The sequence below is a fragment of the Paraburkholderia hayleyella genome, from assembly GCF_009455685.1.
GTDB lineage: Bacteria > Pseudomonadota > Gammaproteobacteria > Burkholderiales > Burkholderiaceae > Paraburkholderia > Paraburkholderia hayleyella.
The window spans coordinates 652486-674250 of record NZ_QPES01000002.1 but is presented as its reverse complement, the minus strand read 5'-3'; the positions used below and the strand labels follow the sequence as shown (position 1 = coordinate 674250).

Genomic DNA, 21765 nt, shown 5'->3' with positions numbered 1-21765 from the left:
ATTCACCATGACGAAACCCACGTTTCGCGTGCAACCCGCCAGCGCGCTTGCCCGGCAGCGGCGCGCGCAGCGCGTGCTGCTGGCCACGATCTTTTTGCTCTTTGCGCTGTATCTGGTCGGGCATGCGTTTTTCGGGCCGAGGCAGGCGGCCAGCGTGCTACCGCTGAGTGCCGCCTGGGCTGACGAGGCTCCGGCGCCCGCTTCTGCTGCGAGGGCGGCGGCTTTTGCCACGGCGGCTGCCGTTCCGGCCAACGCTAGCGAGACGACACGCGCTGGCGCTGCCAGCCAGGCCTTGAGCGCGGCGGCGAGCCCTGACCTGGTGAAACGCGGCCAATACCTGACGCGCGTCGGGGATTGCATGGCATGCCATACCGCCGACAAAAGCCGTCCCTTTGCGGGTGGCGTGCCGATCAAGACGCCGTTTGGCACGATCTATACGTCCAATATCACGCCAGACAATGAAACCGGTATTGGCCGGTGGAGCGACACGGAGTTTCTGCGCGCGATGCACGAAGGTATTGGCCGGGACGGCAAACGTTTGTATCCGGCGTTTCCATACACGGAATACACGCGTGTGCTGCCCCAGGACGTGCTGGCCATTCGCGCATATCTGAATACCCTCGCCCCCGTGCATTTCACGCCGCCGACCACCGATCTGAAATTTCCATTTAACCAGCGCTGGCTGATGGTGTTCTGGAATCTGCTCAATTTCGATGAAGGCCGGTTTGTGCCGCAACCCAGCCAAAGCGCGGCATGGAACCGGGGCGCGTATCTGGTGCAGGGCCTCGCGCATTGCGAGGAATGCCATACGCCGCGCAATCTCACCGAGGGGTTGAAATCGGGTGCGCGTTTTGCCGGTGCGGCTCAGGAAGGCTGGCACGCGTTCAATCTCACCTCGGACAAAAACAGCGGCATTGGCGGCTGGAGCGAGGACGACATCGTCAGCTATCTGGCGAGCGGTGTCGCGCCAGGCCGCGCCAATGCCGCTGGGCCGATGGCGCAGGTGGTGGCGGACAGCACGCAGTATCTGGACAGCGTGGACCTGCGTTCGATCGCGGTTTATCTGCGCACGCTGCCGCCCGTGAGCAGCGGCGAGAGCCGTCCACGCGATGGCTGGGGGCAACCGGCTAACGACGTAACCGCGTTGCGGGGCCAGGCGCCGACGGGTGCCCATGGGGCCCAGTTGTTTGTCGCCAACTGCGCGAGCTGCCATCACTGGAGCGGGCAGGGCATTGGGGCGAGTGCGCCGCTGGCGTATCCCTCGCTGCTGCATAACAGCGTGGTGGGGGCAAGCTCGGCGGACAATCTGGTCCTGGTCATCCTGAAGGGCGTGCAACGCACGACACGGCATGCCGACGTGTTCATGCCGGGGTTCGGTGAGCAGTTGACGAACGATCAGATCGCGGCCCTCACGAACTACCTGACGCAGCAGTTTGGCAATCCGCAAACGTGGGTGAGTGCCGCCCAGGTCCAGGCTTTGCGTGCGCCTTGATGCCAGGCAGCGGAGGCTCGCGGCTAACGCGTTTCCTCGCGCAACTCGTACACGCTGTCGATGACGTGGCCGTTCCAGTTGTATTCCAGATAGGCGGCGTGATGGCAAGCACGCAACAACGTTGTTCTGAAGGCGGCGAGACATTCGCCGCCAGCCTCGCGCACGGAGGGATAAACGATGCCTGCCGCGCCCGCCTCGCGCCAGGCGTGACCGAGCGGCTGGCTGGTGGCATAGCTGTCAGGCGCGAACACGGCGGGATCGGGATCGCACCCAGCCGCGCGCCGCAGGTCAACCACCTGGCCGCGTACTTCCACCGTATAGAGCCGCATCTGCTGGCGCAGTGGTGGCTCTTCTGTGGCGCTGAGAAAACGACCTGTGTGATAGCGCGTTTCCGCGACGGCAGCCGCGCGTGAGCGGGCGCAATAAAACACCCCATATGAGCCATCCGAAAACCGGCTGCCATTGGGGTTCAGATGCGTGAAGGCTGCCATGATCGGGCCGCACCCGGGGCCAAAACAGCGTTCGTCGGGGGGCACCAGATCCAGTTCACCCACTTCGGTGCGCAGGCGGTCGTTGGTCATGGCTTCCAGCGCGTAGAGCGCGTCGAAATCGTCAGCGGAGGCCACGCGATCGAACAGGTTCACGGCGGGAAAGCGCGTCGGAATGACCCGGTAAGCGGGCTGCCAGGTGAGCAGCGTGGTGTGCCAGCGGCCTTGCCAGAGCGTCTGGGTCATGCCCAACCGCCGCGCATGGCATCGAGATACTGGCGCACGGCGACGAGATCGCTGATATTGCCCGCGAGCATGCGCGAGAGCGCCGGACGGCCGCCGAACGGCGGCGCGCTGTTGGGGCGCTTGATCCAGCTATCGGCGGCGGCGGGGGGCGGCAGCAAAATCTGCAGCGCCTTGTAGATGCCCAGCAAAAGCGACAGGCGCTCAAGCGTGTCGCGCCCCAGCCGGGCAGTGTGCGGGGCGGATTTCCATTTGAAGAAGGTGGAGCGGCCAGGGCCGCCTAGCAGAATGATTTGCTCGTCGATATTCAGGCCCCAGTCGCGCGCGATATTGAAGAAGGCGCGCAAACCGGCGGCTGACATATCAGCGTGGGAGGGCTCGGCGGCCAGGCGCCGGGGCGGGTGGGCTGTTTTGGCGGCAGTATCGGACATGAGCTTAATCCAAAAACGAACTAATTTGAATATTAGTCCATTTATGGATTAACGCAAGCGATCCCGCGATTCAACGATTCCGTGTTAGCGCCGGGAGCTGACGTAGCGGGCAGCTTGCGAACGGAGCGCTACTTTTTTCTCAGGCTTTTCAAGCGTCTCAAGCGTCTCAAGCGTCTCAAGCGGCTTGGAGTTGGCCGCGTCCAGCGCTTGCTTCAGCGCTTCCTTTTCGTCTTCTCTCCAGGACTTGTGGGCCAGCGCAAATTCCGTTCTTTTTTCGGCCGTGACGCCATGGGTGTTGAGCATGAAATCCGCCAGATCATCGAAGCCGCTGGCATATGCCGTGTTGTGTTTTCTGTGGCTCTGCACTACGACATTGGCGATGCCCGCAACGAGCTGGACGCCGAAGAGGATGAGGCCGAATGGCCCCAGTGGCGCAACGGCCAGCAGACTCAGCATGAGCGCTGTGCTACTTCCGGCCGCCAGCAGGAGTTGCAGCGCTTTCTCCGCAATCATGCTGCCGCTGATCCGGCCTGAGAAGACCCAGGAGAGCTTGGATTTTGACGGCATCGACTCCCGCGCTTTTTCCCGCAATTTCCTGACTACTGCAAAATACTTGTCATCGGGTGCCTGGCCTGCTGCAACCTGCGCCATGATTTCAAGCATTTCGTTGATCAGCGCCTGATCGCTTTGTCGTCTTTTTTCAAATAAAGGAATGCCGCGAATCGTGCGCGCCACGAACTTGCCAAAGCGGCTTGTTGGATTGGTCAGATTGCACTTGCGGAGGATCCGCTCCTCCAGGCCCTTATCCAGAATGTCATTACCGATAGCGCGCAGCATTTGATTCAATGCTTGAGGATTCGCCCCATTTTTGCTTTTTTCCTTGTATTCCCTGAATGATTCGAACGTTTTAATGGATCCGTTCTGCACTCTTTTGCGCAGGTATTTGTCGCCGCTATTAGCCGTAGGGATTTCCGCGCGGATGACTTGGCGCAACCCGAGGCTCAGCCTGGATACAGTTTCAGCTCTGTTGCGTACTTTTTTGCTGCTGGTATTGATACTGCCCGCGATGATCCCGGTGGCAAACAAGGAATTGCCCACATAATTGGTGACTTTTACTGCAATGCCTAGTCCTGCCAGGGGCGGTAATGCCCGGCTAATAAAAGTTAATACGTTCGTTACAATGTCATACAGAATGCTTGCAATTTCAGCCCCTCTCTGAAACTGACGTGTTCTATTTTCTTCCCGGTTAACCATCGTGGCTTCAATAATGGAGTCCAGCTCATTCTGTAAATCATCGAGTTGTTCGAGAAACTGGTTTTCTTTCGTGATGAATTCCGGCGACATCCGGTCGGCGCGCTCAGGATAGCTATCGCGGACATCCAGGTATTTCTGGAGAGCATCGTTGAAGTTTTGCATCGACTGATTAATTGCACTGCGCTCGGCTGGGGTAATGAGCGAGGTAAAAGCAAAAACCGTCTGATATAGCGTGGAGCCCTTGATCGTGCTGAGCAGTTTGCCGTTGCCGTTCGTTCCGCCTAACTGTTTATTGAATTTTGTTACCAGATGCATTAATTCGAGTTGTGCATCGTCGCTTATCCCAAGGCTGGCATCCCGGCACAGCCGTTGCATATTGAGCTCGAGTTGCTGCAGTCCATCAAACGTTTGCCTATGAGGGCGGGATGTCTGCGCGGGTGCGCTGGATGAGCTGCTCACCGGCACACCAGGGCGCTGTGGCACGGACGGCCTGGTCGGCGCAAAGAACTCGCCGGGACGGTCATTCAAGTCCAACGGCAGCCCCAGACGGCGGCTTAAACTCGATGGCAGTATGGCCTGGGCGAGGCGCCGCAACAGGGGTAAGAGCGTGCCGCGGTGGTAAAAGAAGCCCTGTTGCGCGTATATGTGCGGCTGCGTGGCAGGGTCGCTGACGTTCTCTTTTTCGTTCGTTGGTTGTTTGTTCGCTTGTTCGCTGACGGGCGACAAATTTGCCCGTCCGCTCTCCGGCGGGTTGTCCTGACCGGCAAAGGAGATGGTTTGACACGGGTTTTGCAGCGTGATGTGGTGGCGCGTTTCGTCCGGTTGTTCGCTGGCTGGCGCTGGCAGCGAATCTGAATCCGAACCCGAGCCCGCTACGTGTTGCGCTTCGTTTTGACGGGCCGTGACGGCTCTTGGCGTCGTGTTCTCAGGATGAGGATCGAGGCTGCTGGCCGGAGATTTTTCACTAAATTGCAGTGTGGCGTGCTTCGACAGACTGGATTCGCTGTTTGTTGGGGCGAGTTGCACCACCTGGCCATTAAACATTTTTTTGCCAGTAGCCTGCGTAGACTCGTCACCGAATACGTTTTGCCCGATGAACAGGTTCAACGTCGCTGTGGCCCGTGTCGCGGCAGCAGTGCCAGTTGCATTTAAAGCCGTCATGCCTAAACCTTTTTTATGCAGTTACGGCGTATGTAACAACCTCATGCCGGTTCGTTCCATCGAAGAGAAGATTTAGGCTAATTAAATTGAGGCCGGGCGCGCTTCTTGCCTGTGCGGCGGGTACATCGGAACACACGAGACGCTGCAAGACAGGGCATTGGCCTTGGGGCAGGGGGGCGTCTGGAAAGAACGCCATCGGTTTTTCTTGCCGGCATATCTTGCTGCTATAATCGCGGGCTGGCCCCCGTAGCTCAGTGGATAGAGCATCTTCCTCCTAAGAAGAGGGTCGCACGTTCGATTCGTGCCGGGGGCACCAGGTTCTGGCAAAAATCAGGGTTGGTAGCGAAGACGCATAAAAAACAGGTAGCCACGTGCTACCTGTTGTCGTTTCCGGGGTGCTGTTTCTCTGGTTTCAGCGCCAGATTTCAGTGTCGAACCGGAACGCCGCAGAGTAAGCAACGGGCGGCAACGGGGCGCAAAAGGTCCGCGCGCTGGCGGCTTGGGGGTTTCAGAATTCCGCTGCGGCGAATTCGGCCTTGCTCACGTCGCATAGTGGGCAGCGCCAGTTTTCGGGGATATCGGCAAAGCGCGTGCCAGCGGCAATGCCTTCGTCAGGAAGCCCTGTTTCTTCGTTATAAATCCAGCCGCAAATCAGGCAGATCCAGCTTTTGTATTCAATGATTTCGCTCACGACGCGGTGTATTCCATTTAATGCGATGTAGTCAGGCCTGCGTGCTGGCCCGTTTGGGTGAGGCATTGGGGTGGGCATCTTGCGCGATACGGACAGGTTTAATAACCGGCCTCACGAACAAGGTTGCGGTAGTTTACCGGAATTTGCCATCGCCTTCCGCGTGTCTTTGCCGCACCTGCGCGGCTTCCTGTTGCTGGCCTTGTTGTTGCCCACGTGTTGCCCACGATCGCGCGGCTCTATCACGGTTTGCACGAAAACGTGCGGTGTATCCTCTGCGGTGCGGTCATTCCCGCATGATTCCAGGGTATTGAGCTGCTGCCGTGTCTGCCATGGCTTTGCTGTGCCTTGACAGCCGTTTCAGGCGGCCCGATGCCAGGCCGTATTAATCCAGAAGAACAGGAGAACAGGATGTTCAATAAAAAATGGTTGGCTGGCGTTGCATGTGTTGGGTTGTTCGTGATGTCCGGTATGGCGCGAGCCGAAAGTGTGTCGTTTGTCCAGCCGCACGATGGTGCGACCGTGAGCAATCCGGTGCATGTGGTATTTGCCGTGGAGGGCATGAAGATCGCTCCTGCCGGAACCATGACCGAAGGCACGGGGCACCATCATTTGCTGATTGACGGCCATGCCTTGCCCAAGGGCGAGGTGATCCCGGCAAATGACAAATCGCTGCATTATGGCAAGGGCCAGACAGAAACCGACGTGACCTTGCCGCCTGGCGACCACACCCTGACCATGCAGTTTGGCGATGGCGCCCATCGCTCGTATGGCCCCGCAATGAGCCAGACGATCACTGTGCATGTGAAGTAACACCGCTTGTGCTGTACCGCGCGGCCCGCCCCGGTAACCCCATCAAGGGGTGCCCTGGCGGGCCGCGCCGCGCCGCGACATGTTTTTAGCGTATGACACGCGTTTCCGGCCCGTGGGCCAGACCACCTGCCATGTGCTGAAGCTGACATCCTGCTGCGTTTGCCCCGCGCTTTCCATTCCCCATTTGGCCTGGGACATCTGGCTAGCTCAGCGTTGCCGGACGCCACCGGTACAATGCGCGTTGTGCGATTCATCGCTGTTTTCCTGTCTCCCTGTCTCCCTGTCTTCTTCTGGCTCCCATGTCGCTCTATACCATCATCGGCGCGCAACTCGCGTTCGGTCACGTCGCGTTGCTCGATCACGCGGATTTTTCCCTTGAAGCTGGCGAGCGCGTTGGGCTGATCGGCCGCAATGGCGCAGGCAAGTCGTCGTTGCTCAAGATCGTCGCTGAACTGGCGCGTCCCGACGACGGCCTCGTGACGCGCCAGCAAAACCTCACCACGGTGTATGTGCCGCAAGAGCCGGAGTTCGATGCCGACCTGTCGGTCTTCGATACCGTGGCGGCGGGCTTGACCGAGGCCCGTGCATGGCTCGATGAATACGACACCGTGGTGCACCGGCTGGCCGAGGTCGAAGAAGGCGCGGAGCACGATGCGCTGCTGGCGCGCATGAATACGCTGCAATCGTCGCTGGATACCTCCGATGCCTGGAACTGGAGCACCCGCGTGGCGACGACGCTGGCGCAAATCGGCCTGGATGGCGAGGCCCGGATTGGCGCGCTGTCCGGCGGAATGCAAAAGCGTGTCGCGCTGGCACGGGCACTGGTGGTGCAGCCCGATGTGCTGCTGCTTGACGAGCCGACCAATCACCTGGATTTCGATGGCATCCGCTGGCTCGAAGATCTGCTGGTGTCGCAGCGCGCTGGCCTGTTATTTATTACTCACGATCGCGCGTTTCTTGATCGGGTGGCCACACGGATCGTCGAACTTGACCGGGGGCGGCTGCTGTCCTATCCCGGCAATTTTTCGGCGTATCAGACGCGCAAGGCGCAGCAGCTTGAAATCGAGCGGGTCGAAAACGACAAGTTCGACAAATTCCTGGCCCAGGAAGAAGTCTGGATTCGCAAGGGGGTCGAGGCGCGCCGCACGCGTAGCGTCGGGCGTATTGCGCGGCTGGAGCAGATGCGCGGCGAGCGCGCCGAGCGGCGCAATGTGCAGGGCAACGTGAAGCTCGATGTAGGGCAAGGTGAGAAGTCCGGCAAGATCGTCGCCGAACTGACGGACGTGTCCAAGCGCTATGACGGGCGCACGGTGGTGGACACGTTCACGGCCACGGTAATGCGCGGCGACAAGATTGGTTTTGTCGGCCCGAATGGTGCGGGCAAGACGACGCTGCTCAAGCTGATTCTGGGCGAACTGGCGCCCGACGACGGCACGGTACGAGTCGGCACCAACCTGCAGGTGGCGTATTTCGACCAGATGCGGGCGCAACTGGATCTGGAAAAAAGTCTCGCCGATACGATCAGCCCAGGTAGCGAATGGGTTGAAGTCAACGGCACCAAAAAACACGTCATGAGCTATCTGGGCGATTTCCTGTTCGCGCCTGAACGCGCGCGTTCCCCGGTCAAGTCGCTCTCGGGCGGTGAGCGCAACCGCTTGCTGCTGGCGCGCCTGTTTGCCCGGCCCGCCAACGTGCTGGTGCTGGACGAGCCCACCAATGACCTCGATATCCCGACGCTCGAACTGCTTGAAGAACTGCTGACGGAGTACGACGGAACGGTGTTGCTGGTCAGTCACGACAGGGCGTTTCTGGATAACGTCGTCACCTCGGTCATTGCCGCCGAAGGCGGGGGTAAATGGCGTGAATATGTCGGTGGTTTTACTGACTGGCAGGTACAGCGCGAGCGCTCACAACAGATGACGCAGCAAGCGCCGCGCGAGGTGGCCAAAGAAACGCCGGCCAAAGACAACCAGGCTGCGCGCAATATGCCGCGCGCGGCCAAGTTATCGTTCAAGGAGCAGCGTGAGCTGGAGGCGCTGCCCGCGCAGATCGAAGCCCTCGAAACGGAGCAGAAAACGATCGCCGCCCTTCTGGAAGACGGTCTGGTTTTTGCTCGTGACGCCGATGAAGGCGCGCGGCTGAGCCTGCGTTATGGCGAGATCGACGAAGCGTTGCTGGCGGCTATGCAACGCTGGGATGAACTGGAAAGCCGTCGTAAGTGAATCCATGCAGCCCGTGTCTATCTTGAAATAAGTAGAATACGGGCCGCCCGAGTGCGTTAAGGGCCGTGCGTGGGCCGGATGCGGCTTATCTCTTTCGCGTTTGCTCATCCTGCGGGCACGGCCAGGTATCCTGTTGTTTCATCTCAATTTTTTTGAATACTCAACGCGTTGTCCACGGATCTATCCACAGCGTCTGTGGACAACGTTGATGTTGACCCCGACCAGTCCAGGCAAGCCATGTCCACGAAAAAGCCTAACGCTGGCTACAGCGAAGCGTCGATCAAGGTGCTCAAGGGCCTTGAGCCGGTCAAGCAGCGGCCCGGCATGTACACGCGTACCGAGAATCCGCTGCACATCATCCAGGAAGTCATCGACAACGCATCGGACGAAGCACTCGGCGGCTACGGACGGCAGATCACCGTCACGCTGCACGCGGACCAGTCGGTGTCGGTCGAAGATGATGGCCGTGGCATTCCGTTTGGGTTGCATCCCGAAGAAGGCGTGCCGGTCGTCGAAATCGTGTTTACGCGTCTGCACGCAGGCGGCAAGTTCGACAAGGCCGCGGGCGGCGCCTATACGTTTTCGGGCGGATTGCATGGCGTCGGCGTTTCAGTGACCAATGCGCTGTCCACGCGTCTCGATGTGACTGTCTGGCGTGACGGCAAGGTGGCGGAACTGGGCTTTGCCCATGGCGATGTGGTGCGTCCGCTGGCCATGCGGGCGGCTGCCCGGGGCGAGAAAAAATCCGGCACCCGGGTGACGGCGTGGGCCAATCCGCAATATTTCGATTCGCCGAACTTGCCGCTGGGCGAGTTGCAACGCCTGCTGCGCTCGAAGGCCGTGTTGTTGCCTGGCGTTGAAGTCACACTGCTCAACGAGAAAACCGGCGAGCGGCAAACGTGGAAATACGAAGACGGCTTGCGCGGTTATCTGCTGGAAGGCATGTCGGGCAGCGAGCTACTCATTCCGTTATTCGAAGGCGAGCGCTATGCCGATAACACGCGCTCGAGCGACGAGACCTTCGCGGATGGCGAGGGCGCTGCATGGGTGGTTGCGTGGAGCGAGGAGGGGCCGCTGATGCGCGAATCCTATGTCAACCTGATTCCCACGCCTGCTGGCGGCACGCACGAATCCGGTTTGCGCGATGGCCTGTTTCAGGCGGTGAAAAGCTTTGTGGAGATGCACAATCTGCAACCCAAGGGCGTGAAATTGCTGGCTGAAGACGTGTTCTCACGGGTCTCGTTCGTGCTCTCGGCGAAAGTGCTGGACCCGCAGTTTCAGGGGCAAATCAAGGAGCGGCTCAATAGCCGCGATGCGGTCAAGCTGGTTTCGTCGTTTGCCCGGCCCGCGCTGGAACTGTGGTTGAACCAGCATGTCGAGCAGGGCAAAAAGCTCGCTGATCTGGTAATCAAACAGGCCCAGGCGCGCACCCGGGCGGGGCAAAAAGTCGAAAAGCGCAAAAGTTCCGGCGTGGCCGTGCTGCCAGGCAAGCTGACCGATTGCGAATCGACCGATATCAAACGCAATGAACTCTTTCTGGTCGAGGGCGATTCGGCGGGCGGTTCCGCCAAGATGTGCCGCGACAAGTCATTCCAGGCGATCTTGCCGCTGCGCGGCAAGGTGCTCAACACCTGGGAAACCGAGCGTGACCGGCTGTTTGCCAATAACGAAGTCCATGACATCTCGGTGGCGATTGGTGTCGATCCCCACAATCCGGACGATGCGGTCGATCTCTCTAACCTGCGCTACGGCAAGATTTGCATTTTGTCCGATGCGGATGTGGATGGTTCACACATCCAGGTGTTGCTGCTCACGCTTTTCTTCCGCCACTTTCCACGGTTGATCGAACTCGGTCATGTACACGTTGCGCGGCCACCGCTGTTTCGGGTGGATGCGCCAGCACGGGGCAAAAAGCCCGTGCAAAAACTCTACGCGCTCGATGAAGGTGAACTGGAAGCCATACTCGACAAGCTGCGCAAGGACGGTGTGCGGGAAACGCAATGGGCGATCAGCCGCTTCAAAGGGCTTGGTGAAATGAACGCCACCCAGCTTTGGGATACGACGATGAACCCCGACACGCGCCGGCTTTCGCCGGTCGCCTTGGGCGAGCTCGATTACGACACGACCGTGGCCCGCATGACGATGCTGATGGGTAAGGGTGAGGCCGCTTCCCGCCGAAGCTGGCTCGAGGAAAAAGGCAACGACGTCGAAGCGGATATCTGAGTGCCCTCCGCCAGGGGGACTTTATGCGCGTAAACCAGCCCGCCTCGGGTACCTTGAGTACCTCGAGCAATGGGCTCACAGGATCAATACGGAATCCAGATGGATACAACAACGCCTGATTTTTTCAGCGAGCCTGAGACGCCCGAGAGTGAGGTGCTGACGCTTGGCAATTATGCTGAGCGGGCGTATCTCGATTACGCCGTGAGCGTTGTCAAGGGCCGCGCGCTGCCGGACGTGTGCGATGGCCAGAAACCGGTCCAGCGCCGCCTGCTTTTCGCAATGAACGAGATGGGCTTGAGCGATAACGCCAAACCGGTCAAATCAGCGCGCGTGGTGGGTGACGTGCTGGGTAAATATCATCCGCATGGCGATCAGTCGGCCTATGACGCGCTGGTGCGTTTGGCGCAGGATTTTTCGCTGCGCTATCCACTGATCGACGGCCAGGGCAATTTCGGCTCGCGCGATGGCGATGGCGCGGCGGCCATGCGCTACACCGAAGCGCGGCTGACACCGATTGCCAAGCTGCTGCTCGATGAGATCGGCCAGGGTACGGTCGATCTCATGCCAAATTACGATGGCTCGTTTCAGGAGCCCCGGCTGTTGCCGGGCCGGTTGCCGTTTGTGTTGCTCAATGGCGCGTCCGGGATCGCGGTCGGGCTTGCCACGGAGATTCCATCGCACAACTTGCGCGAAGTGGCTGCTGCCGCCGTGGCGCTGATCCGCAATCCGAAGCTGACGCACGCGGAATTGATGCAGTTCATGCCTGGCCCGGATTTCCCGGGTGGCGGGCAGATTATTTCAAGCGAAGCGGAAATCTCCGCGGCCTATGAAACGGGCCGTGGCAGCTTCAAGGTCCGGGCACGCTGGAAAATCGAAGAACTGGCGCGCGGTCAATGGCAACTGGTGATCACGGAGTTGCCACCGAACACTTCAGGCCAGCGAGTGCTTGAAGAAATCGAAGAGCAGACCAATCCAAAGATCAAGGCGGGCAAGAAAACCCTGACGCCCGAGCAGACGGAAGGCAAGCAGGCGATGCTCGCGCTGCTGGATGCGGTGCGCGACGAGTCTGGCAAGGATGCGCCCGTGCGCCTTGTCTTTGAACCCAAGTCGAGCCGGATCGACCAGACCGAGTTCATCAATTCGTTGCTGGTGCATACCGGGCTTGAATCGAATGCCTCGCTTAATCTGGTCGTGGTGGGGGCGGATGGCCGGCCGTGCCAGAAGGGGCTGCTTGAGATTCTGCAGGAGTGGATCGGCTTTCGCGTGATGACGGTGACGCGCCGCACGCGGCACCGGCTGGGGAAGGTCAACGACCGGATCCATATTCTGCAGGGACGGATGATCGTCTTTCTGAATATTGACGAAGTGATCCGCATCATTCGTGAATCGGATGAACCGAAGTCCGCCTTGATGAGCCGTTTTGAGCTGTCGGAGCGGCAGGCTGACGATATTCTGGAAATCCGGCTGCGCCAGTTGGCTCGCCTCGAAAAAATCCGGCTTGAAAAAGAACTGGCTGAACTCAACGAAGAAAAAGGCCGTCTCGAAGAACTGCTCGGCAGCGATAGCGCGCTAAAACGCTTGCTCATCAAGGAGATCGAAGGCGATGCCAAACAGTATGGCGATGCACGCCGCACCTTGATCCAGCCAGAAAAACGCGCGGTGTTCGAAGCCCGGGTCGTTGATGAACCGGTGACCGTCGTGGTCTCGCAAAAAGGCTGGGTGCGTGCGCTCAAGGGCCACGGGTTAGACCCGGCGGGTTTTACGTTCAAGGCGGGCGATGGGCTGTATGCGGCGTTTCAGTGCCGCACGCCCGATACGCTGATCGCGTGGGGCAGCAAGGGACGGGTTTATTCGGTGGCGGTGACGCTGCTGCCTGGCGGGCGCGGCGATGGCGTGCCGCTGACCTCGCTGATCGAGCTGGAGAGCGGCACGCATTTGCTGCATTACTACGCGGCGGCGGCGGAGCAGCCGCTCTTGCTGGCGTCGAGCAATGGCTTTGGCTTTGTGGCGAAAGTGGCCGATATGGTGAGCCGGGTCAAGGCAGGTAAGGCTTTTATGACGATTGACGCCGACGCCACGCCACTCACGCCGATGCCGATGCTGCCCGGTGCCAGCGCGGTGGCTTGTCTGTCGGGTAGCGGACGCTTGCTGGTATTTGGTCTCGATGAAATCAAAATGCTGTCGGGTGGCGGGCGAGGTGTGACGTTGATGGCGCTCGACGAGGGTGAGCCGTTGCAACAGGCGCTGACGATTAGTCAGGCGGGGGTGGTGCTGATGGGGACGGGACGCGGTGGCAAGGCGGCCGAGGAAACCTTGAGCGGCGTGACGTTAGCGCCGCACCTCGGCAAGCGGGCACGGCGTGGCCGGATACCCGAGACGAAGCTGAAGGTGACGGGTTTGCGACCGGTGCTGGGTTGAGGTAGGGCCGCCGTTGGCGGTCTCTGGTGCTGGCGGGCAGGGGCCCGCATGAGTGCGGGTGCTGGGGAAATTTCCAGGAACTGCCCTGCTGGTTGAGTAGTCGAACGCGCTCGTCAGCCAGCTCCGATGACGTTGCCATAAGTTTTAAGCCTTCCGTTTTAAGTCTTCCGCATGCCACGGGCCGCAAATCTCGCGCGCTCTCCCCGTCACCTGCTGCACCTCACCGATTACCAGGATCCTTCACATGATTTACGCCATCGAAGCCGCGCTTTTTCTGCATTTGCTTGGCGTTGCCGTCTGGGTGGGCGGCATGGTGTTCGCGCACTTTTGCCTGCGCCCCGCGCTGGCTGACCTGTCGCCGCAATTGCGTTTGCCACTTTGGGAGGCGGTATTCGGGCGCTTTTTCAGCTGGGCCGCCGCTGCTGTGCTGCTGATCCTGTTCTCGGGCGGTTTTTTACTGAGCCGGTTTGGCGGCGCGCATGCCTTGTGGCCGCTGCATACGATGGCAGGCCTTGGCGTCGTGATGATGTTGCTCTTCGGTCACATTCGCTTCGCGCTGTTTCCGCGCGTGCGCCGCGCGGTGCAGACACAAAACTGGCCTGATGGCGCACGTGCGGTTGGCGTTGTGCGCCAGATTGTGCTGGTCAATATCGTGCTGGGCGTCGTGACCATTGGCGTCGCGGTGCTGGCGCGCTAAATCAAATCATGCGGCGATAATGCCGTCTCGCGTTTCCAGCGGCTCCAGCCCGAGCCGCTGCGCCATCGAATAGCGCTGCATGACGCGCTCGAAACTCTCCAGAAAGGTTTGCTCCGCCGTGCTCATCTTGCGTTCGCGGTGCCACAGCAAATTGACATCGACATCAACGAGCCCGTCTTCCGGCGGCAGCCGCCACAGGCGCTGCTGGGCCAGATCGTCGCAGACGATGTGTTCTGGCAGGCAACCAATGCCATATCCCGCGTAGATGAGCCGCCGGACTTCATCGAGGCTCGGCGAGGCCGCCACGATGCGCCCAGTGAACCCTTTCTGGTCACGGAACACGGTCAGCGGCGAGAGGCTATCGCCAATCTGGTCGCTGGTGAATGAAACGAAGTTTTCCGTGAGCAGATCGCTCATCGTCAGTTGCGTCTGACCAAATAGCCGATGGTGCGGACCACAAAAAATCGCATAACGCTGGCGTAAGAAAATACGCGTTTCCAGTTTTTCAACGGGATTGCGGCACAGGCCAAGACCTGCGGTCGCGGTTTTTTGCAGCAGCGACGAAATAATGTCCGAGGAACGCATGACCTCGATATGCAAATCGATGCGCGCATGGGCGCGGTGAAACCCGGCGAGAAACGCATCGTAGGCGGGGGACTCGATCCGGCTCACGCTCAGCAGACGAATTGAACCGGTGATGTCCTGGGCGCGGGCATCCAGTTCGGTTTCGAGGCGCGAAATATTGCTGTAGATATCGCTGGCGATGCGATACACCTCCGTGCCTGCCTGGGTCGGATCGAACTGCGCGCCGCGCCGTTCGATCAGCTTGCGGCCGAGGGTGTCTTCGAGACGTTTGAGTGCCTGGCTGACAGCCGGCTGGGTGACATGCAGCCGTGCTGCGGCACGGCTGATGCTGCGTTCCTGAACGATGACGAGGTAGGTGCGTAACAGGTTCCAGTCGAGCCGGTTATTCAGAAAATGGGCAATTTCTGCGCGCATGATGATAGGTCCCCAAGGTATGCATATTAATTAAATTTATATTCGAAATAATAACTTGAAATTTGACTAATGCTTTATGGATGGCGATAAACCGCTTTGACGCGCATTAATGTCCTCACGTCAAAGCGCGTCAAACGTGTGGCGCGGTTGCTGTTGTTGAGCGATGCGATTTAATTTCACCGGCAGGCTGCGCCACATGGGCGCATGACGTGTCACAGGAGCCCCACAGCATGATCCAGCCCAATCCTTCCGCCCGCCGTCAGCCGGTGCGTGCCGCTGCGGCGGCATTCATCGGCACGATGATCGAGTGGTACGACTTCTACATTTACGCCACGGCTGCGGCCCTTGTGTTTGGCGAGCTGTATTTTCCTTCGCACGATCCTTTTCTTAGCACGATGGCGGCGTTCGGGACGTTTGCGGTGGGCTTTTTCGCCCGCCCCCTGGGAGGCCTGATTTTTGGCCATCTCGGTGACCGGATCGGGCGCAAGAAAGCCTTGATGACCACCTTGATGATGATGGGCGTGGCCACTGTCTGCATTGGCTTGTTGCCGGATTTCACGACAGTCGGCGTGCTGGCTCCGGTGTTGCTGGTGCTGCTGCGCGTGGTGCAAGGCATCGCGGTGGGCGGTGAGTGGGGCGGCGCGGTGCTGATGGCCGGGGAGCATGCGCCTGCAGGACGGCGCACGTTTTTTGCCTCGTTTGCGCAGCTGGGCAGTCCTGCTGGCCTGATCCTGTCGTTGCTGGCATTCCGCGCGGTGACTTCGCTCGACAAGGCGGATTTTCTGGCCTGGGGCTGGCGCTTGCCGTTTCTGGCCAGCGCGGTGTTGCTGATTGTCGGCTTGCTGATTCGTCTCGGTGTCAATGAATCGCCTGAATTCGAGCGCGTGAAAGAGTCCAACCGCACGGTCAAACTACCCATCGCGGAAGTGTTGCGTTCCGCGTGGGCGCTGGTGCTGCTGTGCATTGGCGCGAACACGATCGGAATCGCCGGGGTGTATTTCACCAACACTTTCATGATTGCCTACACGACGCAATACGTCGGGATCTCGCGCTCGCTGATTCTCGATTGCCTGTTTCTGGTCGCCATCATTCAGTTTCTGGTGCAGCCACTCGCGGCCTGGGTGGCTGAGCGCATCGGCGGCGCGCGTTTTCTCAAGCTGGCGGCGCTGGCCGCGATGATTTCGCCTTATCCGATGTTCCTGCTTGTGCAAAGCGGCAGCCGTCTGTCAATCGTGATTGGCATTGCGCTGGCGGTGGTGTGCATGGCGAGTTATTACTCGGTGATCGCGGGTTTCGTTAGCGGGATTTTTGCTACACGCGTGCGCTATTCGGCGATTTCGCTTTCCTATCAGGTTTGCGGTGCGGTTGCTGGTGGCCTGACACCGCTGATCGGCACCTGGCTGGCGCATCGTTTCATCGGGCAATGGTGGCCGCTGGCGGTGTTTTATACGTGTCTCGCCGGGATCTCGCTGCTCAGCGTCATCGCGCTCGATGCGCGTCGTGGCACGCGCGCCGATGTGACCGAAGCGGCCATTGTGCGTTGATTGTCGAGCGTTGAACGTTGAGCGTTGAATTCACGCTGATTGCAAGGAGCGAACATGACGAAACTGTTACGGATCAAAGGCACTCGCCTGTGGGCGAGCCTGATGGAAATGGCACAAGTGGGGGCGACACCGCGCGGTGGGGTCAGGCGTCTGGCGTTGACGGACGAGGATCGGCGCGGGCGCGATCTTTTTGCCCAGTGGTGCCGCGAGGCGGGCATGACGGTGAGCGTCGATGAGGTGGGCAACCTGTTTGCGCGGCGTGAGGGCACCGATCCTGACGCAGCACCTGTCCTGGTGGGCAGCCATCTCGACACGCAGCCCGAAGGGGGGCGCTTCGATGGTGTTTATGGCGTGCTGGCCGCGCTTGAACTGGTACGCACGCTGAACGATGCGGGTGTGGCGACACGCAAGCCGGTTGAGATCGTGTCATGGACCAACGAAGAAGGCGCCCGCTTTACTCCGGCGATGCTGGGCTCTGCTGTTTTCACGGGGAGCACGCCGCTCGGCGAGGCGCTCGGCAAGTGCGATGCCGATGGCGTCACGCTGGCGCAGGCCTTGGAACAAAGCGGTTATCGCGGCGCGCGCGCGGTGACGGGCAGGGTGCTGGATGCTTATTTCGAAGCCCATATCGAACAGGGGCCGATCCTCGAGGCGCATGGCACGACGATTGGCGTGGTCAGCGGAGGGCAGGCGATTCGCTGGCTCGATGTGCGGGTGAGCGGCATGGCGGCTCATGCAGGCACCACACCGATGCCCTATCGCAAGGACGCGCTGTTTGCCAGCGCGCAGATGGCCGGCGAACTTGAGCAGATCGTGGCGCGTTACGCGCCGGCTGCGCTCGTGACGATTGGCCAGATCAACATCGCCAATGCCTCGCGTAACACGATTGCGGCTAACGTGACCTTTAGCGTGGACCTGCGCCATCCCGAGGATGCCCAGCTCGATGCGCTTGAACGCGAATTGCGCACGGCGTTTGCCAGAATCGCGGCGGAGCGTGGCGTGAGCGTCGAGATCGACACGGACTGGAACAGCCCCGCGACACCGTTCGACGCGGGTTGCGTGGCGCTCGTCGCACAGGCCGCGGCACAACTGGGCTATTCCCATGAATCGATCATCAGTGGCGCGGGCCATGACGCGATTCATCTGGCGCGGTATTGCCCGACTGCGATGGTGTTTATTCCGTGCGTCGATGGCCTGTCGCATAACGAAGCCGAAGAGGCCTTGCCGGAAGACGTGACCTGCGGCGCGGAGGTTCTGCTCAATGCGGTGCTGGCGCGAGCCGGAGTGGCCGTGGCGGGGCAAGCCGCTGCCGCGTGAGGGTAACGCGGTAAGGCGGTAACACGGTAAGGCGCCGATATCACATTCCATTCATAAGGATCGTTCATGTTGACCTTCTTTCATCCGGAACAGTTGCTGCATCATCCGCGCAGTTATCTTTCGCGCGGCCAGATGCGCACGCCACAGGAAGTCCCTGAGCGCGCGGCACGGCTGGTCGCGGCAACGCGGGCGCTGGGCTTCGAGGTGCGAGAGCCGGCTGATTCCGGCATGGCCGCGCTCGCTGCGGTTCATGACATGAATTACCTGCGCTTTCTTGAAGAGGCGCACCGCAGTTGGAAGCAGATGCCCGATGACTGGGGCGACGAAGTGATGTCGAATATTTTCGTGCGCGAGCCGAACCCGCTACGCGGTGTGCTGGCGCAGGCGGCACGGTATCTGGCTGACGGCAGTTGCCCGGTGGGGGCGAACACCTGGCGCTCGGCGTACTGGTCGGCGCAAAGCGCGCTGGCTGTGGCCGCGGCGCTCAATGACGGCACGCGTGAAGCGTATGCGCTCTGCCGCCCGCCGGGCCATCACGCGCGCCGGGATGCCGCCGGGGGGTTCTGCTATCTGAACAACGCCGCGCTTGCCGCGCAGTCGCTGCGCAGCCGCTACAAACGCGTGGCGATTCTCGATACCGATATGCATCACGGCCAGGGCGTGCAGGAAATTTTCTATGGCCGCGATGACGTGATGTATCTGTCGGTTCATGGTGACCCGACGAATTTTTATCCGGTCGTGGCGGGCTATGAGGACGAGCGCGGCATAGGGGCGGGAGCGGGTTTTAACGTTAATTTCCCCATGCCTCATGGTTCGACGGAAGCGGTGTTTTTCGAGCGTGTCGAGGATGCGTTGCGGGCGCTCAGACGTTTTCAGCCGGATGCCCTGGTGCTGGCGTTGGGCTTCGATATTTACCGGGAAGATCCGCAATCGCAGGTGGCGGTGACGACCGCAGGGTTCGGCCGCCTGGGCGCTGCGATCGGGGCCTTGAACTTGCCTTCGGCGATTGTCCAGGAAGGCGGTTATCACCTGGCAAGCCTTGAGGCGAATGCGCACGCGTTCTTCAATGGCTTTATGGGTGCGCGAGGCTGATTTTGTCGCTATGAGGCCGTCTCGCTCGCTTGCTGCTCAAGTTCATGGCATGAGGATGACGGCGCCTCACACACGCCGAAACGTTCAAGCAGCGCAGGCACGTCGCTTACGGGAACCGGCCGTGAAAACAAGGTCCCTTGCGCCTCGATCTGTCCCAATGCGCTTAACCATGCAATCTGCTCTTCGGTTTCCGTGCCTTCGACGACCACCGTCAAGCCGAGCGAACGCGCCAGATTGACGATCGCCGTCACCATCAGGCACACGCCATGGTCCACCGGAACCGCCTGCACAAAAGAGCGGTCCACCTTCAGCGTATCGACCGAAAAGCGATTCAGGTACGACAGCGACGAATAACCCGTGCCAAAGTCGTCTAGTGCAATACGCACCCCCAGGCGCTTGAGCGCGACGATTTTCTCCGCGACCAGATCGGGATACTCCATCATCGTGGTCTCGGTGATTTCGAGTTCGAGCCGGTTGGCGGCAATGCCCGCTTCGCGGATGGCTTGCGCCACGCTGGCCAATAAATCACCACGCCAAAATTGCACGGCTGAAATATTCACGGCCAACGTCAGCGCCTCGACGCCTTCGTGCTGCCACTGCGCGAGCTGACGGCAGGCGCTTTGGATGACGAAATCTCCCATCGGTACGATCAACCCGGTTGATTCGGCTACTGGAATAAATTCGCTGGCCGGAATCAACCCATGTTCGGGATGGTTCCAGTGCACGAGCGCTTCGAAACCGGTAATGCAACGGCGCGTCAGATCGATCTTGGGCTGGTACACCAGAAACAGCTGCTTGTGCACGAGCGCGGCACGCAGTTGCTGTTCCCACTGCAGCAGATGATCGGCACGATGCGACAGGGACGGTGCGTAAAACTGGTAACCGTTTTTGCCCTCGGTTTTCGCGCTATACAACGCCAGATCCGCTTTTTTCAGCAGGTCGATTTCGTTTTCGTTGGCGACGCTATACAGCGCAATGCCGATGCTGGCATGTAGCGTAAAGCGATTGCCGCCGTGCACCGCAAACGGTTGCGCGAAAGCTTGCACTATCGCCTCGGCGAGCTTGAGCGAGTGGACTTGCACCGCATCGCTTTTCACGATGACAGCGAACTCATCGCCGCCCATCCGGCTTAGCGTACCTTCGCCTTCCACCGCGCTGGCCAGACGTGATGCGGTCATTTGCAACACGATGTCGCCCGCGTTGTGGCCGAGCGCATCGTTGAGCGCCTTGAAGTTGTCGAGATCAATCAACAGGAGCGCCAGCCGCCCGACGTTGGCCGTGGGTTCTGTCACCTCGCGTCGCAGGTTTTGCAGGGTCGCGTAGCGGTTGGGCAGGCCAGTGAGCAGGTCGTACTGAATCAGATGGGTGATCTCCCGTTCGCGGCCCAGCAATTTGCTAGTCAGGCCGGTTGCCACAATAAAGAATGAAATTATCGCAAACGAGATAAAACTAGACATTAAAAGATAAATATTGCGTGTGTGGTTGTAATCGGCGAACTCTTCTGTTTCGGCGAGGCCAACCATCACACCAAGCGGATAACCGTCGATATGACGGTATGACGTGATGCGTTTGATCTTGTCGAGCGGATCGACGCCGGAGCCGGACAGCGGTGACATGGGCGAGTAGCGGCCGGCGGCCGCCAATGCGTTGCCCGGGCTCGGGTTGTTGCCGCTCATGCGTGCGAGCACATCGCCGTTGTCGGCAATCACCGCGATCATGCCGTCGCGGCCGATGGCGGGATTGTTGTAGAAATCGCTCGTGAAATAGGCCGGGTCTTCCGAGACCACGACGACGCCTGCGAACGAACCATCGGGATGATTCAGGCGGCGCGTCATTTGCAGTGTCCAGTGCCCGGAAACGCGTCCTAACACAGGTTTGCTGATGTACAGCTCGTCGTTTTTCCGCCGCTGATGAACTTTAAAATGCTCGCGGTCGGACAGATCGATGGGTTTGACGCGGGTGTTTGCCGTGCTGGCGACCAGCATGCCGTGTTCGTCGATCAATGACACCTGGATGAGCGTTTCGTCCTGCACGACGCTTTTTGCCACGGTGTTCGTCAGTTCGAATGTTCCAGGTGATTTTTCAAACTCGTATTTGACGAAGCGCGTGATCTGGTCAATCTGATGAATGGCCTTGATCGTGTGCTGTTCGAGTGCCGCCGACAAAATTGCCGCCGAAGCAATGGATTCACGGTAAGTCGCTTCTTTTTCGAGCGCGAGCCGGGTTGAGACCACGGTCCATAGCAAAACCAGCACCAGTACGCCTAACAGGGGAATCGCCAGTAGGGCGCGACGGCGCGGCACAGCCGGATCGCGGCTGTGCCGCGGCATGCGGGCGTGAGAAAAGCGAAAGGGATGCGACGGGCGAGCCATGCTTTCTATACCTTGCCGCGGAAGCTTCGGTCTGGCACCGGGGTCTTGCTTGAAGGGGCGCGCATGGTGTGCCGCGAGCTTCAAAGGCGGCCGTCCTATTTTTGAGATAGGTTTTGATGGTACTGAATGCCTTGGAATTAAGAAAGCGCTGAGACTCGGGGTATACGTGCTCTTGTTTGCCAGGCAAGCATCGTTTGCTCAAGGCCTACTGCGGCTGACGGGGTGAAGCGAGGGGGCGAACGGGGTTCATGACACAGGCTGATTTACCACAGTGGATGGCCATGATGAATGCGTCGCGCATCAAGCAAAAT

Annotated in this window: 15 protein-coding genes and 1 tRNA gene; 10 read left to right on the top strand and 6 right to left on the bottom strand. The window is 59.9% G+C overall.

Annotation, left to right across the window (positions count from 1 at the left end; genetic code table 11):
* Positions 1-7 precede the first annotated feature (7 nt).
* Positions 8-1492: a cytochrome c gene (locus GH657_RS17295; RefSeq protein ID WP_153102244.1), complete on the top strand. Its 1485-nt coding sequence runs from the start codon at positions 8-10 to the stop codon at positions 1490-1492.
* Positions 1493-1515: 23 nt separating this feature from the next.
* On the opposite strand, the gene GH657_RS17290 is transcribed toward GH657_RS17295, so the two are convergent.
* The 3 genes from GH657_RS17290 to GH657_RS17280 all read right to left on the bottom strand — a co-directional run bounded on the left by GH657_RS17290 (position 1516) and on the right by GH657_RS17280 (position 5069).
* Complete coding sequence (locus GH657_RS17290) at positions 1516-2226, bottom strand: RES family NAD+ phosphorylase (RefSeq protein WP_153102243.1); 711 nt, start codon at positions 2224-2226, stop codon at positions 1516-1518.
* Entirely contained in the window at positions 2223-2654 is a 432-nt protein-coding gene (locus tag GH657_RS17285) for an MbcA/ParS/Xre antitoxin family protein (RefSeq protein ID WP_174770016.1), read from the bottom strand. Before GH657_RS17285 ends, GH657_RS17290 begins: the two co-directional genes overlap by 4 nt.
* Positions 2655-2738: 84 nt before the next feature.
* Positions 2739-5069 carry a hypothetical protein gene (locus GH657_RS17280; RefSeq protein WP_153102242.1) on the bottom strand — a complete coding sequence of 777 codons (2331 nt, stop codon included), beginning with the start codon at positions 5067-5069 and terminating at the stop codon, positions 2739-2741.
* Positions 5070-5309: 240 nt separating this feature from the next.
* Here GH657_RS17280 and GH657_RS17275 point away from each other — a divergent pair.
* Positions 5310-5385 (top strand) — tRNA-Arg (locus GH657_RS17275).
* A 192-nt stretch (positions 5386-5577) separates the two neighbouring features.
* Here the strand turns inward: GH657_RS17275 and GH657_RS17270 are convergent.
* Positions 5578-5760, bottom strand: coding sequence for a rubredoxin (locus GH657_RS17270; RefSeq protein WP_153102241.1), 183 nt, complete (start codon positions 5758-5760; stop codon positions 5578-5580).
* A 408-nt stretch (positions 5761-6168) separates the two neighbouring features.
* On the opposite strand from GH657_RS17270, the gene GH657_RS17265 reads away from it, so the two are divergent.
* From GH657_RS17265 to GH657_RS17245, 5 genes are all read left to right on the top strand, one after another.
* Positions 6169-6570, top strand: coding sequence for a DUF4399 domain-containing protein (locus tag GH657_RS17265; protein WP_153102240.1), 402 nt, complete (start codon positions 6169-6171; stop codon positions 6568-6570).
* A gap of 299 nt (positions 6571-6869) precedes the next feature.
* The gene (locus tag GH657_RS17260) at positions 6870-8792 is read left to right on the top strand and encodes an ATP-binding cassette domain-containing protein (protein WP_153102239.1); all 1923 of its coding nucleotides are present in this window, start codon (positions 6870-6872) and stop codon (positions 8790-8792) included.
* Positions 8793-9029: 237 nt separating this feature from the next.
* Positions 9030-11015 carry a DNA topoisomerase IV subunit B gene (locus GH657_RS17255; RefSeq protein ID WP_153102238.1) on the top strand — a complete coding sequence of 662 codons (1986 nt, stop codon included), beginning with the start codon at positions 9030-9032 and terminating at the stop codon, positions 11013-11015.
* Positions 11016-11114: 99 nt separating this feature from the next.
* Positions 11115-13433 carry a DNA topoisomerase IV subunit A gene (gene parC, locus GH657_RS17250; protein WP_153102237.1) on the top strand — a complete coding sequence of 773 codons (2319 nt, stop codon included), beginning with the start codon at positions 11115-11117 and terminating at the stop codon, positions 13431-13433.
* A 244-nt stretch (positions 13434-13677) separates the two neighbouring features.
* Positions 13678-14130, top strand: coding sequence for a CopD family protein (locus GH657_RS17245; protein WP_153102236.1), 453 nt, complete (start codon positions 13678-13680; stop codon positions 14128-14130).
* Between the two features lie 6 nt (positions 14131-14136).
* Here GH657_RS17245 and GH657_RS17240 read toward each other — a convergent pair whose 3' ends face one another.
* The gene (locus GH657_RS17240; protein WP_153102235.1) at positions 14137-15129 is read right to left on the bottom strand and encodes a LysR family transcriptional regulator; all 993 of its coding nucleotides are present in this window, start codon (positions 15127-15129) and stop codon (positions 14137-14139) included.
* Positions 15130-15359: 230 nt separating this feature from the next.
* Here GH657_RS17240 and GH657_RS17235 point away from each other — a divergent pair, with 230 nt between their 5' ends.
* The 3 genes from GH657_RS17235 to GH657_RS17225 all read left to right on the top strand — a co-directional run bounded on the left by GH657_RS17235 (position 15360) and on the right by GH657_RS17225 (position 19082).
* Positions 15360-16673: an MFS transporter gene (locus GH657_RS17235; protein ID WP_153102234.1), complete on the top strand. Its 1314-nt coding sequence runs from the start codon at positions 15360-15362 to the stop codon at positions 16671-16673.
* Between the two features lie 54 nt (positions 16674-16727).
* Positions 16728-17990: a Zn-dependent hydrolase gene (locus tag GH657_RS17230; protein ID WP_153102233.1), complete on the top strand. Its 1263-nt coding sequence runs from the start codon at positions 16728-16730 to the stop codon at positions 17988-17990.
* Between the two features lie 66 nt (positions 17991-18056).
* On the top strand, positions 18057-19082 hold the full coding sequence (locus GH657_RS17225; RefSeq protein WP_153102232.1) for a histone deacetylase family protein: 1026 nt from the start codon (positions 18057-18059) through the stop codon (positions 19080-19082).
* 8 nt (positions 19083-19090) lie between these two features.
* Here GH657_RS17225 and GH657_RS17220 read toward each other — a convergent pair whose 3' ends face one another.
* On the bottom strand, positions 19091-21454 hold the full coding sequence (locus tag GH657_RS17220) for a bifunctional diguanylate cyclase/phosphodiesterase (RefSeq protein WP_153102231.1): 2364 nt from the start codon (positions 21452-21454) through the stop codon (positions 19091-19093).
* Positions 21455-21765: the final 311 nt, after the last annotated feature.

Coding starts and splice junctions, on each gene's coding strand:
- GH657_RS17295 (WP_153102244.1), top strand. CDS start 8: ATGACGAAACCCACGTTTCGCGTGCAACCCGCCAGCGCGCTTGCCCGG.
- GH657_RS17290 (WP_153102243.1), bottom strand. CDS start 2,226: ATGACCCAGACGCTCTGGCAAGGCCGCTGGCACACCACGCTGCTCACC.
- GH657_RS17285 (WP_174770016.1), bottom strand. CDS start 2,654: ATGTCCGATACTGCCGCCAAAACAGCCCACCCGCCCCGGCGCCTGGCC.
- GH657_RS17280 (WP_153102242.1), bottom strand. CDS start 5,069: ATGACGGCTTTAAATGCAACTGGCACTGCTGCCGCGACACGGGCCACA.
- GH657_RS17265 (WP_153102240.1), top strand. CDS start 6,169: ATGTTCAATAAAAAATGGTTGGCTGGCGTTGCATGTGTTGGGTTGTTC.
- GH657_RS17260 (WP_153102239.1), top strand. CDS start 6,870: ATGTCGCTCTATACCATCATCGGCGCGCAACTCGCGTTCGGTCACGTC.
- GH657_RS17255 (WP_153102238.1), top strand. CDS start 9,030: ATGTCCACGAAAAAGCCTAACGCTGGCTACAGCGAAGCGTCGATCAAG.
- parC (WP_153102237.1), top strand. CDS start 11,115: ATGGATACAACAACGCCTGATTTTTTCAGCGAGCCTGAGACGCCCGAG.
- GH657_RS17245 (WP_153102236.1), top strand. CDS start 13,678: ATGATTTACGCCATCGAAGCCGCGCTTTTTCTGCATTTGCTTGGCGTT.
- GH657_RS17240 (WP_153102235.1), bottom strand. CDS start 15,129: ATGCGCGCAGAAATTGCCCATTTTCTGAATAACCGGCTCGACTGGAAC.
- GH657_RS17235 (WP_153102234.1), top strand. CDS start 15,360: ATGATCCAGCCCAATCCTTCCGCCCGCCGTCAGCCGGTGCGTGCCGCT.
- GH657_RS17230 (WP_153102233.1), top strand. CDS start 16,728: ATGACGAAACTGTTACGGATCAAAGGCACTCGCCTGTGGGCGAGCCTG.
- GH657_RS17225 (WP_153102232.1), top strand. CDS start 18,057: ATGTTGACCTTCTTTCATCCGGAACAGTTGCTGCATCATCCGCGCAGT.
- GH657_RS17220 (WP_153102231.1), bottom strand. CDS start 21,454: ATGGCTCGCCCGTCGCATCCCTTTCGCTTTTCTCACGCCCGCATGCCG.